Origin of the sequence: Spartinivicinus ruber, from assembly GCF_011009015.1 — a bacterium.
Lineage (GTDB): Bacteria > Pseudomonadota > Gammaproteobacteria > Pseudomonadales > Zooshikellaceae > Spartinivicinus > Spartinivicinus ruber.
Genome location: NZ_CP048878.1, coordinates 5,737,375 through 5,752,411, shown reverse-complemented (window position 1 = coordinate 5,752,411; position 15,037 = coordinate 5,737,375). Strand labels below are relative to the sequence as shown.

Annotated in this window: 15 protein-coding genes; 9 read left to right on the top strand and 6 right to left on the bottom strand. The window is 42.8% G+C overall.

The window, feature by feature from the left end:
• Positions 1 to 10: 10 nt before the first annotated feature.
• The 4 genes from modC to G4Y78_RS25950 form a co-directional block, all read right to left on the bottom strand.
• Entirely contained in the window at positions 11 to 1,111 is a 1,101-nt protein-coding gene (gene modC / locus G4Y78_RS25965; protein WP_163835877.1) for a molybdenum ABC transporter ATP-binding protein, read from the bottom strand.
• Entirely contained in the window at positions 1,098 to 1,805 is a 708-nt protein-coding gene (gene modB / locus G4Y78_RS25960) for a molybdate ABC transporter permease subunit (RefSeq protein WP_163835876.1), read from the bottom strand. Before modB ends, modC begins: the two co-directional genes overlap by 14 nt.
• A 35-nt stretch (positions 1,806 to 1,840) precedes the next feature.
• Positions 1,841 to 2,602, bottom strand: a complete 762-nt coding sequence (gene modA / locus G4Y78_RS25955; RefSeq protein ID WP_163835875.1) for a molybdate ABC transporter substrate-binding protein — start codon at positions 2,600 to 2,602, stop codon at positions 1,841 to 1,843.
• A 118-nt stretch (positions 2,603 to 2,720) separates the two neighbouring features.
• Positions 2,721 to 3,434 carry a ComF family protein gene (locus tag G4Y78_RS25950; protein WP_163835874.1) on the bottom strand — a complete coding sequence of 238 codons (714 nt, stop codon included), beginning with the start codon at positions 3,432 to 3,434 and terminating at the stop codon, positions 2,721 to 2,723.
• 177 nt (positions 3,435 to 3,611) lie between these two features.
• On the opposite strand from G4Y78_RS25950, the gene bioB reads away from it, so the two are divergent.
• The 8 genes from bioB to G4Y78_RS25910 all read left to right on the top strand — a co-directional run bounded on the left by bioB (position 3,612) and on the right by G4Y78_RS25910 (position 11,835).
• Entirely contained in the window at positions 3,612 to 4,679 is a 1,068-nt protein-coding gene (bioB, locus tag G4Y78_RS25945; protein WP_163835873.1) for a biotin synthase BioB, read from the top strand.
• 20 nt (positions 4,680 to 4,699) lie between these two features.
• The gene (gene bioF / locus G4Y78_RS25940) at positions 4,700 to 5,890 is read left to right on the top strand and encodes an 8-amino-7-oxononanoate synthase (protein ID WP_163835872.1); all 1,191 of its coding nucleotides are present in this window, start codon (positions 4,700 to 4,702) and stop codon (positions 5,888 to 5,890) included.
• A gap of 10 nt (positions 5,891 to 5,900) precedes the next feature.
• The gene (locus tag G4Y78_RS25935; protein WP_163835871.1) at positions 5,901 to 6,698 is read left to right on the top strand and encodes an alpha/beta fold hydrolase; all 798 of its coding nucleotides are present in this window, start codon (positions 5,901 to 5,903) and stop codon (positions 6,696 to 6,698) included.
• Between the two features lie 2 nt (positions 6,699 to 6,700).
• Entirely contained in the window at positions 6,701 to 7,621 is a 921-nt protein-coding gene (gene bioC / locus G4Y78_RS25930; protein ID WP_163835870.1) for a malonyl-ACP O-methyltransferase BioC, read from the top strand.
• Positions 7,618 to 8,295: a dethiobiotin synthase gene (gene bioD, locus G4Y78_RS25925; protein WP_163835869.1), complete on the top strand. Its 678-nt coding sequence runs from the start codon at positions 7,618 to 7,620 to the stop codon at positions 8,293 to 8,295. Before bioC ends, bioD begins: the two co-directional genes overlap by 4 nt.
• Before the next feature lie 150 nt (positions 8,296 to 8,445).
• Positions 8,446 to 8,682 carry a hypothetical protein gene (locus G4Y78_RS25920; RefSeq protein ID WP_163835868.1) on the top strand — a complete coding sequence of 79 codons (237 nt, stop codon included), beginning with the start codon at positions 8,446 to 8,448 and terminating at the stop codon, positions 8,680 to 8,682.
• A gap of 85 nt (positions 8,683 to 8,767) precedes the next feature.
• Positions 8,768 to 9,748: a putative metalloprotease CJM1_0395 family protein gene (locus G4Y78_RS25915; protein WP_163835867.1), complete on the top strand. Its 981-nt coding sequence runs from the start codon at positions 8,768 to 8,770 to the stop codon at positions 9,746 to 9,748.
• 284 nt (positions 9,749 to 10,032) lie between these two features.
• Positions 10,033 to 11,835: a phenylacyl-CoA dehydrogenase gene (locus tag G4Y78_RS25910; protein WP_163835864.1), complete on the top strand. Its 1,803-nt coding sequence runs from the start codon at positions 10,033 to 10,035 to the stop codon at positions 11,833 to 11,835.
• A 70-nt stretch (positions 11,836 to 11,905) separates the two neighbouring features.
• On the opposite strand, the gene G4Y78_RS25905 is transcribed toward G4Y78_RS25910, so the two are convergent.
• Both G4Y78_RS25905 and G4Y78_RS25900 read right to left on the bottom strand, forming a co-directional pair.
• On the bottom strand, positions 11,906 to 12,151 hold the full coding sequence (locus G4Y78_RS25905) for a hypothetical protein (protein WP_163835862.1): 246 nt from the start codon (positions 12,149 to 12,151) through the stop codon (positions 11,906 to 11,908).
• Positions 12,152 to 12,378: 227 nt separating this feature from the next.
• Positions 12,379 to 12,972: an acyloxyacyl hydrolase gene (locus tag G4Y78_RS25900; RefSeq protein WP_163835860.1), complete on the bottom strand. Its 594-nt coding sequence runs from the start codon at positions 12,970 to 12,972 to the stop codon at positions 12,379 to 12,381.
• Positions 12,973 to 13,149: 177 nt separating this feature from the next.
• Between G4Y78_RS25900 and G4Y78_RS25895 the strand changes: the two genes are divergently transcribed.
• Positions 13,150 to 14,934, top strand: coding sequence for an acyl-CoA dehydrogenase C-terminal domain-containing protein (locus G4Y78_RS25895; RefSeq protein WP_163835858.1), 1,785 nt, complete (start codon positions 13,150 to 13,152; stop codon positions 14,932 to 14,934).
• Positions 14,935 to 15,037 lie beyond the last annotated feature (103 nt).

Sequence of the window (15,037 nt, the reverse complement as noted above, 5' to 3'; positions counted from 1 at the left end):
AGAGACACCCTTAAGTAGCCAGGGCTCGGGATAGTAACGCTACGCTTTTAATACTGGCGTAGATTGCTTTGCTTGGTTCTAAATGGAGCTGCTGGCAAGATTTACTGGTGATGAGTGATAAAATTCTCTGTTGTTTGACTGTCAGCTCAATCAAGCATAAACCGTCAGCAATATTGGTTATTTTGCTGATAGTGCAGGGGATACTATTTAACGCGCTGGTGTTGTGGTTTGGCTCAAGGGCCAGGCTAACATCTTTAGCAGGAATTTCCAGGCGAATCTGACAGCCTGGGCGATAAGGTAGTTTATGTAAGCACACTGAAAAACCATCCAGCTCAAAAAAAGACAAATGATTCAGTTCATCATGCTCGGTTAAGTTGCCTTCAACTACAGAGACCATATGGTGTAAATCCAGCCGTTGTTGTGGGAGGTATTGGCTTAACTGAAAAATATCAATATTGGCTGTAATGTGTCCCTCTTCCATCAAAATGACATGATCAGCCAGTTGGTTGACCTCATGGATATCATGGCTAATGACTAACCAGGGAATTGCTATTTGTTGGGCAAGGTGGTGCAGGTTACTCCAAATTTCCCGACGGCTTGCACGATCAAGTGCGGCAGAAGGTTCGTCCATTAAAATTAGCTGGCTGGCTGCTAATAAACCACGAGCAATGGCCACCCGTTGTTGTTGACCGCCGGATAATTCATAAGGGAAGCGATTAAGCAGTTTCTCAAGGCTTAGCAGGTTAATTGCGTCTGTTAAGCTAAGATATTGAGGGTTATCACTTAATCGGCGTTTAATGGCAAACTGTAAGTTATCCAATACGGTTAAGTGTGGAAATAATCGGGCATCTTGAAATACATAACCAATGCCCCGTTGATATGCTGGTATAAATATATTTTGTTGGGTATCTAGCCAGGTTTGCTGGCCTAATTTAATTGCACCGGTGGCATTTTGGTTTAACCCAGCAAATGTTTTAAATAAAGTAGTTTTACCACATCCAGAAGGGCCAAAAATAGCCGTAATGCCTTGGTTGGTTACTTCACCAGTAACTTTTAGTTGAAATTGGTCCTGGTTATTTTGCAGTAAACACTGAACATTAAAACTTAACATGGGTGGGGTTGCTATCTGCAAATGGGTTTTTACGTTGTAGGCTATATAAAAGCCATAACAATAAGAATGAAAAAGCCAGTAAAATTCCTGCTAGCCAATGGGCTTGTTGGTAATTTAATGACTCTACATGATCAAACAAAGCAATCGATAATACTTGGGTTTCGCCAGGAATATTGCCACCAATCATCAATACTACTCCAAACTCACCGACGGTATGGGCAAAAGCCATGCTTGTGGCAATTAAAAAGCTGCGTTTGGTTAAGGGGATAATTAAATTGAAAAATTGATCCCAGCGGTTGGCCCCCATGCTGGAGGCTGCTTGTAATAATTTAATGTCCAGTTGATTAAATGCAGCCTGCAGTGGCTGAACCATAAATGGCATGGAATATAACACAGACCCAATCACTAACCCTTTAAAAGTAAAAGTGAGAGAGGTACCCGTCAGTTGTAGCCAAAAATTACCAATAAAAGAGTTAGGTGAGAATGCAATTAATAAATAAAAGCCTAGTACTGTGGGTGGTAAAATTAATGGTATTGCCACCAATGCTTCAATCATACTGCGAAAACGGCTACGGCCATGAGCTAGCCACCAGGCAATAGCAGGCCCAATCATTAGTAGAATAATGGTAGTAATGAGTGCTAGCTGAAAAGTGAGCTTAATTGCTAGCCAGTCTTGTTCAGTCAGTATTTCCATTGATATACGGGTATAGAGCTTAATGAGGAGAGTTTTTAATCATTGCTAGTCCCATAGCCATTGCGTTGAATAATCTGGTGACTGTCAGGGCTTTTTAGAAAGACAATAAAGTCAATAGCAGCATCATTGGTAATCGCTTTTTTTAACAAAACGGCTTGTTGTACAATTGGCTGGTAGTGTTTTTGTGGTACTACCCAATAGCTGTTGTTTTTCAAAGTGGCTACTTGTGAGAGTGCAACCAGCCCTAAGTCGGCATTACCACTGGCGGTAAACTGATAGGCTTGGGCTATATTATTCCCCATTACTACTTTATATTTTGCGGATTCCCACAATTTTAGCTGTTTAAGTGTTTGTTCTGCTGCGACCCCATAAGGTGCAAGGTCGGGGTTAGCAATACTAATAAAACGACTATTGTTGATTGCTTGAGCTAAGTTGTTGCTGGTTAAGTGAAAGTCCGCTTTTGGGTGCCAGAATACTAATTTACCGTATGCATAGGTAAAGCGACTATTAGGAATAATTAAATTTTCTTTATCCAGCATTACTGGGCGACGTTGATCGGCAGCTAAAAAAATATCATAGGGAGCGCCGTTTTTAACTTGTGTGTAAAGTAATCCAGTTGCTCCAGAGCTAACTTTAAAGCGAGCCTTGGAGTTATTATGCTTATAGTGGCGGATAAGTTGATGCAGGGTATTTTTAAAGTTAGATGAAACGGCAATGGTTATTTTTTCTGTTTCAGCAAAAGCATGCTGACAAAACATAGTCAGGATTAGTATGAAGAATCCTTTTTTTTTAGTCATATACTAAGACCTTATACTTCTTTTATACCCTATTACTCCATTTGAATTTTCTAACCTTTTTGTGAATCTGACAAAAGGCACTGCTAATGTAAATGCCTAGACTAATCAATGTCAATGATTACCGCCATTTTGGAGTTTTTGCTAGGCACCAGATGTCGACTTTTTGTACGCCTGATTTTTTTAGCAACTGACTTATTTCATTAACGGTGGTACCGGTTGTCACTACATCATCAATTAAGGCCAGGTGGTTTGGTAGAGATTGACATGTTAACTGGAAAGCATAACGAATATTCACGTGTCGTTCTTTAGCTGATAATCCTGTCTGGGCACTGGTTTTTTTATGTCTATGAATCAGGCGACTATGTAAAGGTATTTTTAGCTGTTTACTTAATTGTTTAGCAATCAGCAAGGCTTGGTTAAAGCCTCGTTGTAATTCTCGTTTTCGGTGTAGTGGGGTAGGGATGATTAACTCTGGCCAAGGTTGGTTCAGGTAATCTTGGTTGAGCTTTTCACTTAGTAGATAGGTTAGTGCTTGTCCACAGATTAGTTTTCCGTTGAATTTAAACTGGTGAATCATGTGATCCACTGGGAAGCTATAGCAAAACGCAGGCAGGCATTGGTCAAACTTGGGTGGCTGTGTGTAACAGCGACCACATATCATGTCTTCTGTCTCGACAGGCAATGGCTCTGCACAAAGGCGGCAAGGATATTTTATTCGTGGTAACTGTTTAATACAGTCCAGGCATAATCGGTGATAGGCATCACATGGTGCCTGACATAACCAGCAATAGTGTGGTAATGAAAGATTACTTTTTATCCATTTGTAAACCATGGGGTGTCTTTTGGGTTGACAGATACTCTGTCCTTTATATTATGTCGTCCATACCCTTCGCGAATAACTTTTAGGCTTTGTTGTCATCGCTCGACGGCCTTACCTAAAAACTCTTCGCTTTGGCTAATTATATTATGAAGAGTAATTCATACAGCCGATGATGTAGGATAAAGAAAAATGTCTGCCACCGCTTCCAAGACCAAGCTTATACGTCATGACTGGACTTATGACGAAGTTAAAACACTGTTTGATTTGCCATTTAACGATCTATTGTTTCAGGCACAGACCATTCATCGGCAATTTTTTAATCCTAATGCAGTACAAACCAGTACGCTGTTATCGATAAAAACAGGTGCCTGTCCAGAAGACTGTAAATATTGTCCACAGAGTGGCCATTACAACACTGGTTTAGAAAAAGAAAAGTTACTGGCTGTTGAGCGAGTGCTGGAAAAGGCCAAAGAAGCCAAGCAAGGCGGCGCAAGCCGTTTTTGTATGGGGGCGGCTTGGAAGCATCCTCGTGAAAAAGATATGCCCTATGTGTTGGAGATGGTTAAAGGTGTAAAAGCGCTAGGTTTGGAAACCTGTATGACTCTGGGCATGTTAAATCAAAATCAGGCTGATCAGTTAGCAGAAGCGGGATTGGATTATTACAACCACAATCTTGATACCTCACCTGAATTTTACGGCAATATTATTACTACACGTACTTATCAAGACCGCTTGAATACTTTAGGCAATGTGCGTGATGCGGGTATTAAGGTGTGCTCTGGCGGCATTATTGGTATGGGTGAAACTGAAACTGATCGAATTGGTTTACTAGCGCAACTAGCCAACCTGCCCCAACAGCCTGAAAGTGTGCCGATTAATATGTTGGTAAAAGTAGAAGGCACACCGCTGGAAAATGTAGAAGATTTAGATCCTATCGAATTTATCAAAACCCTGGCTGTTGCCCGAATTATGATGCCAGCCTCTCATGTACGTTTGTCCGCAGGCCGTGAACAAATGTCTGATGAAATGCAGGCATTGGCCTTTTTTGCGGGAGCGAATTCTATTTTTTATGGAGAGTGCTTGCTCACAACAGCTAACCCAGAAAAGAACAAAGATTTAATGCTGTTCAAGCGGCTGGGGATTAAGCCAGAGCAACGTATTGAAAAGTCCGACGAAGAGCAAACCTCGGATATTTTGCAAGCAATTCAAGACAAGCAAAATAATGAGCTGTTTTACGACGCAGCCCAAAGTCAGTAAAGCCAGTTGGTGTTGTATCAATGACAGATTGGAGTCGCCTGACCAGTCGATTAGCTCAGCGCCAACAACAGCAGTTGATGCGTCAGCGAAATACGATTGAAACGGCTCAAAACGCAGAAATTGTTAGTAATGGCCAAAAGCTGCTGAATTTCTGCAGCAATGACTATTTGGGGTTAGCCAATCACCCCCAGGTGGTTGCTGCCTTGCAACAAGCTGCTGCGGAATATGGGGTGGGTAGTGGTGCTTCTCACCTAGTCAATGGTCATTCAACTCTCCATCACCAGTTAGAGGAAGCATTAGCTGCGTTTACGGGTCATCAACGAGCGCTGCTGTTTTCCACTGGCTATATGGCCAATGTTGGGGTTATTAGCGCCTTAGTCGATAAAGGCGATCTGGTGTTACAAGACAAGCTCAATCATGCCTCATTAATTGATGGTGGCCTGTTATCTGGAGCGCGTTTTGCTCGCTATCTCCATAATGATGTAGTCAGCCTAACTCAAAAGCTTCAGCAGCATCAGGCTAATCAACAGCTAATCGTTACTGATGGGGTGTTCAGCATGGATGGAGATATTGCCCCGTTAAACGAAATTGCAGCAGTTGCCAAGCAACATAATGCCTGGCTAATGGTGGATGATGCGCATGGCATTGGCTGTCTTGGGCCAAATGGAGAAGGCGCAGTTGCTGAGGCAGGGCTAGCGGGTGAGGATGTACCCATATTAATTGGCACCTTTGGTAAAGCGTTAGGAACGGCTGGAGCTTTTGTCGCGGGGGATGAGGTATTAATCGAGTCACTCATTCAGTTTGCTCGGCCTTATATTTACACCACAGCAATGCCGCCTGCTATTGCTGCAGCTACGTTGGCTAGTCTCAAGTTGGTGCAAACTGAGAGCTTTCGGCGAGAAAAGCTTAAGCAGCGTATTCATCAGTTTCGCTCAGGCGCTAGCCAGCTTGGTTTGCAGTTAATGGAGTCAACTACCGCAATTCAGCCAATTGTAGTGGGAGATACTGAAACGGCTTTAAAGCTTAGCCAGTTTTTAAAAGCTCAAGACATATTGGTTACAGCTATCCGTCCACCTACAGTACCAACAGGGACTGCCCGATTGAGAGTAACGCTGTCTGCCAGCCATTCTGAGCGGCAGGTCAATCAGCTGTTAGATGCTTTAGCCAAAGCCTGTAAACAGCTTAAAGATACTTCTAGCCAGTTGAATTAGTGGTATGTCAGTGAATTACTCAGCGCCACTTTCGTTAGTATTAATCCCCGGTTGGTCAATGCCTGCAGCTGCCCTTGAGCCACTTGCAGAATCTTTATCTGGCGAGTGGCCTGTTACGATTTTGCAGTGGCCTACCGAGTTGGAAGTTTGGCAGCACCAAGATAGCTTGCTTGATGCGATGGCCGCTCAGTTACCAGAAGGGCCAGTTGTATTGGTGGGGTGGTCGCTGGGAGGACAAATAGCGAGTTTGTTGGCTGCCGTAAAAGGCTGTAAAAATAAGCTCAGTGTCCAATATGGAGTAGCATCTGGTAGGGAACGGGAGGATAAAAGGGAAAAAATAAAAGGCTTAATTACTCTGGCTAGTAATCCCCGCTTCGTAGCTAACCAAGATTGGCCTTTTGGCATGGACCAGCACACCTTCAAAGCTTTCCAGCAAGGCTTTAATCAGTTCCCCGCTAAAACCCTGAAAGAGTTTTGCTTGTTGGTGGCAAAAGGGGCAGGTAATTATCGTGCTACAGCAAAATCACTTCAGCAATTACAATCTCAAGTAGACTTGAGCCATGAAGTGTTAGCAGAGGGGCTTAAGCTATTGGCAACTCTCGATACGCGTTGCCTATTACAGCAACTCACTTGTCCTCAATTGCATTTATTAGCAGAGCAAGATGCCTTAGTTAATCACCAGCTAGTGGAATGGTTTCAGCAGCAAATATTACCTGTCACTAGCTTTGCTAAAACAGGCCATTACCTAATGACTGAAGCAGATGAAGTAGCCAGTCAGATAAAGCAGTTTGTCGTGGAGTGCAATTAACAATGAAAAGGTTGGATACACTCGACTGGTCATGGGTAGGTGCAGCAAAGCCGCTTACTGGTGAGTATCATCCTGCAATTGATGAAAGGCAACAATTAGCTACTAATGAACAAACGCTCGTTGACAAGCAAACAATTGATCAGAACGTTGATAAACAAAAAGTTGCAGCTGCTTTTAGTCAGGCAGCGCCTTGTTATGATAGTGCTGCAAAATTGCAACAACGGGTGCTTGATGGGGTAGTTCAACAGCTGCCTAATTTGGCAAATCATCCAGTTATTGTTGATCTTGGCTGTGGTACAGGAAAAGGTTTACAACAGCTAACCCAGCGTTATCCCTCGGGGCAGTTATTTGGCTTGGATCTGGCCTATGGCATGTTGGCCCATGCTCGTTCAAATAAGAGTATTTCTGCAAGCTGGTGTTGTGCCGATGCAGAGCAGTTGCCCTTACAGGCAAGCAGTATTGATTTAGTCTTATCTAGCCTGGCGATTCAATGGTGCCAGTCTTTTCCTAAGCTACTAAGCCAGATACAACAAGCCTTAAAGCCAGGTGGCTATTTTGTATTTAGCACCTTGACGGAAGGTACTTTGGTGGAGTTAAGTCAAGCTTGGCAAAAAATTGACCACTATGCCCATGTGAATAAATATCCCAGTGAAAGTTGGCATTACCAGCAGGTTAAAACTAGGGGCTTTCAGATTGTTCAGGCTGAAAATAAGCAGGAAGTGGTCTATGAGCAAAACCTGAAAGCAATCTTGGAAGGGTTAAAGAGTATTGGTGCTGGCACGGTTAATGGTAAACGCCGCAACAGCCTAATGACTCGCCGACAATATCGCCAATTAACCAACCATTATGAAAACTTTCGTCAGCTTGCAGGCTTACCTGCAACCTATCAAGTCCTCTACGCAGTGTTACAGAAAAAGCCATGAAATCTCCTTTCTTTGTTACTGGCACTGATACAGAAGTAGGCAAAACGCTGATCAGTTGTGCTTTGCTACGGAAAGCACAACTGCAGGGGCTGAAAACGATTGGTTTGAAGCCACTGGCGGCTGGGTGTGTCCAAACTAACGATGGTCTGCAAAATGAGGATGCGCTTGCGCTACAGCAGTGCTCCACAGTTAAATTGCCTTACCAACAAATTAATCCCATTGCCTTAGAGCCACCCATTGCACCTCATATTGCGGCGGCTGAAATAAATAAGCCGATTCGTGCTGATAGGTTGGTTGGCTATTGTCGGGGGGCCTTAATGCAGCCAGCAGATTTCAAATTAATTGAAGGCGCTGGAGGGTGGCGAGTGCCCCTCAATTATCGAGAGACCCTAGCTGATGTAGCCAAGCAGCTTAATTGCCAGGTGATATTGGTAGTTGGAATGAAGTTGGGCTGTATCAATCATGCGCTATTAACTTATGAAGCCGTTATGAGAGATGGCTTAACCGTGGCAGGCTGGGTAGCGAATCAAGTACAGCCTGAGATGTCGCGATTGGAAGCCAATATTGAAACCCTTCAACAAATGCTGCCAGCACCCTGTCTTGGGGTGGTGCCTTATCAAGAGCAGCCCACCCCTGAGAGTGTTAGTGAATATCTAAAAATGCCAAGTTTTTAGCTCGATTATCAGCCGCCCTTCACAGACTATTATTTATAACAAATACCATTATTATGAAAAATCCATTTAATCTGGCTGGTGCTGCTTGTGGTTAAATAATCTACAGAGTTATAGGTTTGCTTAATGGACGTTGATTGAGAGGGTTAACACATGCAAGTAAACTCTGCTTTTAGTTCGGGATTAGCTGGAATACAACGTGGCATGCAAGGGGTGCAGGCATCAGCAGAAACCATTGCAGAAGCCAATGCTCGTGATAGTTTTTCCATGAATAAAATTACCGAAGCCATTGTTGATCTTAAGGTTAATAAACATACTGTTGAAGCATCAGCAAAAGTTATTAAGGCTGCTGATGAAAACATGGGGACCTTGATAGATACATTGGCATAAACAGCTTTGATATAGAAACTAACACTTAAGCTTTTGCAACATCCTCTTTTGGTCGAGGTCAAACCCTCGTAAGAGGTGAATATAAATGCAGGTAGTTACACCAGTATTAATCCCAACGGTGGTAACGCCTTTTTCTCCACCAGGTAAGCCTTCGGATGCCATTAGTCGGGCAGAAACCGAGGCCACTACCTTTGCGCCGATCGATCAGACCTCTGAACTTACTCCAAAACGAGAAATAGAGCAGTCTCCTTCATCTTCAGAAGAGCAGGCTCGTAATCGTCAGCAAGAAATTGTGCAAGGTCAGGAAGACGGTGAAGGGCAAAGTTCACAACAGATTCAGCAGCAACCCAGTCAACCAATTCAAGAGCAACAGGAGCAGGCTCAGCAACAGCAACAAATAGAAAAGCAACAACAGCAGCTAAAAGAGCAGCAAGATTTAGCTGTGATACAGCAACTGGCCAAACGAGACCGTGAAGTACGTGCCCATGAACAAGCTCACCAAGCAGTTGGAGGTAGATACGCTGGAGCTGCCAGTTTTACTTTTGAACGTGGTCCCGATGGTGTTGCCTATGCAGTCGGTGGAGAAGTACCAATTAATACCGGTGCAGTAGCGAATAACCCTGAAGCGACCATTCAAAAAGCCCAAACTATCCGTAGAGCAGCATTAGCACCAGCACAGCCCTCTGCACAAGACCGGACAGTTGCGGCACAAGCGACTCAGCTTGAACTACAGGCGCGACAAGAGCTGGCTATTCAGCAGCAAGAAAAAGTCGAAGCAGCAGAGGTGGAGCGTCAAGCTGAAGCAGAAGAAGTTGCTACTACTGAGCAAGCAGAACCCACCAATAGTACTTCAGAAGAAGTGCAAAATTCTGATGCTCAAGAACAGGAATTAGTACAGAACCAGTCATTTAATGCTGTAACAGAAGGCTCTGCGGAGCAGCTTGAAACGCTGGAATCGCAAACAACGCTTAATCGTCGTAATCTTACTATCTACAATGATTTTGTTGAAGTGGCTGCAAATAGCTCCCAAGCTAGCCAGTCGTCACCTATTGACTTTATTGCTTAACATCAAGACTTAATTCTTTTCACTCAAAACTTTTTTTTGCAAAGTTGTCACTTAACGACTTTATGTTGTCTATTGAATTTTAGTTGCTTACTTGGTGGCTAATCAGTCAATAAAAACACTATGTAAGAAAAACAATCATGCTTGACAATAAACAGAACTGAACTTATGTTTTAAACAATTGTTTGATTCTCTTGGCTTTCAATCGCTGTGCCTAATTCAAAGAAGTGATCATTAAGAAAGCTAAACTATGAATAAATAACGAGAATTATAGAGGTGCGTTAACAATGCCAGAGTATAAAGCCCCCTTACGAGATATCCGATTTGTGCGTGATGAAGTGCTGTCTTACCCAGAGCACTACGAAACGCTGCCAGGCTGTGAAGAAGCAACCCCGGATATGGTTAATGCCATTCTGGAAGAGGGCGCCAAGTTTTGTGAGCAGGTGCTAGCACCTCTAAACCAGGTGGGCGACCAGGAAGGTTGCCAACTAACGGATGGTGGAGTGAAAACCCCAACAGGTTTTAAAGAAGCTTATCAGCAATATGTTGAAGGTGGTTGGCCTTCTTTAGCTCATGAGACTGAGTATGGCGGCCAAGGCTTGCCTGAGTCACTAGGGCTCGTAATGAGCGAGCTGATCGGAGAGTCAAACTGGTCTTGGGGGATGTATCCAGGTTTGAGCCATGGCGCAATGAATACCCTGACAGCTCATGGCACTGAAGAACAAAAGCAGCTGTATCTGACCAAACTAATTTCAGGTGAGTGGACAGGCACTATGTGTCTTACAGAGCCACACTGTGGTACAGACTTAGGATTGCTGAGAACCAAAGCTGAACCTCAAGCCGATGGCAGCTACAAAATTTCTGGCACCAAAATATTTATTTCTGCAGGCGAACACGATATGGCTGAAAACATTGTTCATATCGTATTGGCAAGATTGCCAGATGCACCAAGTGGCACTAAAGGTATTTCCCTTTTTATCGTGCCTAAGTTTGTGCCTAATGAAAATGGTGAGCTGGGTGATCGTAATGAAGTGAGTTGTGGCTCGCTAGAACACAAAATGGGTATTCATGGTAATGCAACTTGTGTAATGAACTTTGATAGTGCAACTGGCTATTTAATTGGGCCACCAAATAAAGGCTTGAACTGCATGTTTACCTTTATGAATACGGCGCGGCTAGGTACTGGTTTACAAGGGTTAGCTCATACTGAAGTGGCCTATCAAGGTGCATTAGTTTATGCCAATGAACGACTACAAATGCGTTCGTTAACTGGACCTAAATCACCAGATAAACCTGCCGATCCAATTATTGTACACCCCGATGTACGACGGATGCTGCTGACAATTAAATCTTTTGCTGAAGGTAACCGAGCACTGGCTTATTACGCTGCAAAGTTAGTGGATGTTACTAAGCAGGCTGAAAGCGAAGAAGAGCGTGAAGAAGCAGACCAATTACTTTCTTTCTTAACCCCGATTGCTAAAGCTTTTATGACTGAAGTTGGGTTTGAAGCAGCTAATCATGGAATGCAGGTATATGGTGGACATGGTTATATCAGTGAGTGGGGCATGGAACAGAATGTTCGCGATTGTCGTATAGCATTAATGTATGAAGGCACCACTGGTATTCAAGCATTAGATCTGTTGGGTCGTAAGGTATTAATGACCCAAGGTGAGTCATTAAAATGCTTCACTAAAATAGTGCATAAATTCTGCAAAGCTAATGAAGACAATGAAGCATTAAAGGAATTCATCGAACCGCTTGCGACCCTTAATAAAGAGTGGGGCGAACTAACCATGAAAATTGGTATGGCCGCCATGCAAAACAGGGATGAAGTTGGTGCCGCTGCTTATGATTATTTGATGTATTCCGGTTACGCCTGTTTAGCCTATTTTTGGGCAGAGATGGCGAAAGTGGCGAGTGAAAAGCTGGCTGCAGGAACAACGGAAGAAAGCTTCTACCAAGGTAAAGTGAAAACGGCGCAGTTTTATTACCAGCGAATTTTGCCTCGCACCTTGATGCATAAAGCGACCATATTATCAGGTGCAGATAATTTAATGGGGGTGGAAACAGCCGAGTTTGGTGAAGTTTAAGATTTAATACTCTCAGATCCAGGAAATTAGCAGCGATGATTTGCCCGTAGTTTAGCTACGGGCTTTTTTTTTAGCCTTCATCTAAAATTGCAAAGGTAATAAAAGTAGCCATTAGCAGTATGCCAATGATAAGTGCTAACGAGTTTATTTGACTTAAAAATATGGCCAAACTCAACCAATAGTATTTAAGGCGTTGTTTTTTTTGCAGGTATTTTTGGGTAAATAAGCGACGATAGAAGTGCTTAGGGTCAGGGGATTTATCCTGCATCCAGATGGGTAATAATTTCTCGAGTAGCTGCTGCCAAATTAACTTCATAACTGCAGGCACCTCTAAAAGTACACTTTTTTCTCGATAACTGTGTTAGCTCCGTACTCAGGTCCTCATGTATCCTTTTATACGCTGTGGCCTTCGACTCCTGCTCCATGCGTTGCTGGCTTGCTCTCATGAAAAAATTACTATTTGTAGAGGTACCTTTGACTGAACAGAGAGTAAAACCTAATTCATAACTCAGCATTATTTTATTGGTAAAGCATCTAAAATGACTAAAACCAAAAACTTAAGTGTAGTTGCTGAAAGTCTATTCCATCATTATTACTATTAATGCCTGCATTTGAGTAATGAATATAGCGATAGCCTAGTTCAAACTGCCGCTGGCTTCCAATTTGCAAACCAATTCCAATACGGTCTTCAAACTGGAAGTTGCTGCCAAGATCTACTGCTGAAAAGGACTTTGCCACGATTTTAGAGTGTGTGAGTAAAGCTGCACCCACTCCAATTTCCAAATAAGGGGTAAGGGCGTTAAAGAATGCATCTCTAGGTTTGATTCTAAATATAGGACTAAAGGAAATAGCAGTAGTTGAGCCATTACCTTCAGCAGACAAACCATCTTCATGACTGAGCTGGTTTTCCCAATAGATCAGGCTGAAATCATAGTAACCGGAGAGAAGCCAACGAGAACCTTGTAGCCAGTCTTGTTGCCAGTCCCAAAGTAATGAAACCCTGTAACTATCCATATTTGCATTTGAGTTAGTTTCTGGGCCAGTGCTAACGGAAATGCCATCAAAAAAGCTATCAGCCGCACTATAGCTGTAACTTAAATAACTCAAGATAAAAATACTCAAAAGTTTTATGGGCATATTGTGTCCTTACATACAGCTCATTCCATTAAGGGGCAGATAGTTAATTATAGGTTTAAATCTTAAATACAGTATTTCAAAAAATAAAAACTAATTAGTCAAATTATGGTGTAACAGGCAGGTTAAGTTTGATTTATTATTGATGTATACCCTGATAAAAATATATGGAGGCCACAGATGGCAGAATATAAAGCACCAATCACTGATATGCAGTTTGTGCTGTATGATGTGTTTAAAGCAGACCGGCTGTGGTCACAGTGGAAGTCGCTGGCTGATCTAGTTGAGCGTGATACAGCTGATGCCATTTTGGAAGAAGCAGGTAAATTAGCGACAAATCTGCTGGCACCTATTAACCGATCAGGTGATGAAGAAGGTGTAAAGTGGAGTGAAGGAAAGGTAACAACCCCTGAAGGTTTTAAAGGGGCGCATCATACTTATGCAGAAGGTGGCTGGGTTGGCCTAACCGGTAATCCGGAATACGGCGGTATGGGTATGCCCAAAATGCTGTCAGTGCAAGTGGAAGAAATGGGTTACAGTGCCAATAACTCATTTATGCTTTATCAAACTCTGTCATCTGGTGCTTGTCTAGCTATAGATAAGCATGCTACTGAAGAGCTAAAAACTACCTATCTGGAAAAAATTTACAGCGGTGAATGGGCGGGTTCAATGTGTTTAACAGAACCCCATGCAGGTACAGACTTGGGTATTATTCGGACAAAAGCAGAGCCTCAACCTGATGGTAGCTACTTGGTTACAGGTACCAAAATTTTTATTACCGGTGGTGAGCATGATTTAACCGATAATATCATTCACCTGGTTTTAGCAAAACTACCTGATGCGCCAGCAGGCTCGAAAGGGATTTCATTATTTTTAGTGCCTAAAATAATGGTGAATGAAGATGGCTCTTTAGGTGAGCGTAATGCCGTTCATTGTGGGTCGATTGAGCATAAAATGGGGATTAAAGCATCCTCAACCTGTGTGATGAACTTTGATGGCGCTAAAGGCTATTTAGTCGGTGAAGTGAATCGTGGTCTGGTTTGTATGTTTACCATGATGAACTATGAAAGGCTTTCTATTGGTATTCAGGGTTTGGGCTGTTCTGAAATGTCATATCAGAAAGCGCTGTCTTATGCCAAAGAACGCTTGCAAGGTAAAACCATTATTAATGGCAAACGTTCTGATCACATAGCAGACCCCATTATCGGCCACCCAGATGTACGGCGAATGTTGCTTAATATGAAAGCAATGACCGAGGCAGGCAGAGCATTTTCCACTTATGTGGCGATGCAATTAGATACTGCTAAATATGCGACAGATGAGACTACCAGAGAAAATGCCGAAAAACTGGTAGCGTTACTAACCCCTATTACTAAAGCATTTTTTACTGATATAGGCTTAGATAACTGTGTATTGGGGCAGCAGGTATATGGTGGGCACGGTTACATAAGAGAATGGGGACAAGAGCAATTAGTACGTGATGTGAGAATCGCACAAATTTATGAAGGCACCAACGGCATTCAGGCACTTGATTTGATGGGCAGAAAAGTGGTGCATAATAAAGGTGAGTTTTTTAATTGCTTTGCCGATGAAGTGAAAACTTTTATCAGTAATGAGAAAAGCAATCCGGACTTAGCTGAATATATTGAGCCGTTAGAAAGAGCATTAAATAACTTGGTGGTATTAACTGCCTGGATTATTGAGCAGTCAGCAAATGATGTGAATGAAGTAGGCGCAGCTTCTGTTGAATATCTGCATGTGTTTGGTTACACCGCTTATAGTTATATGTGGGCGCTAATGGCAAGAACGGTGTTGGAGAATAAAGCCGAAGGGGATTTTCTGCAAAGTAAGTTGCTAACAGCTAACTATTTTAATAAGCGTCTATTGCCCCGAGTTTATGGTTTAACTGAAGCCATTCGTGCGGGGTGTGGTCCTTTATACACATTTAGTGAAGAACATTTTTAAAAAATATTCTTTTTCCTCTATAGCTGTGTTAGTTCTGTACTCTTGGTCCTGCTAGGTCTTTTATAAATACTTGAGGAAATTATCGCTAAGCACGCAGTAGCTG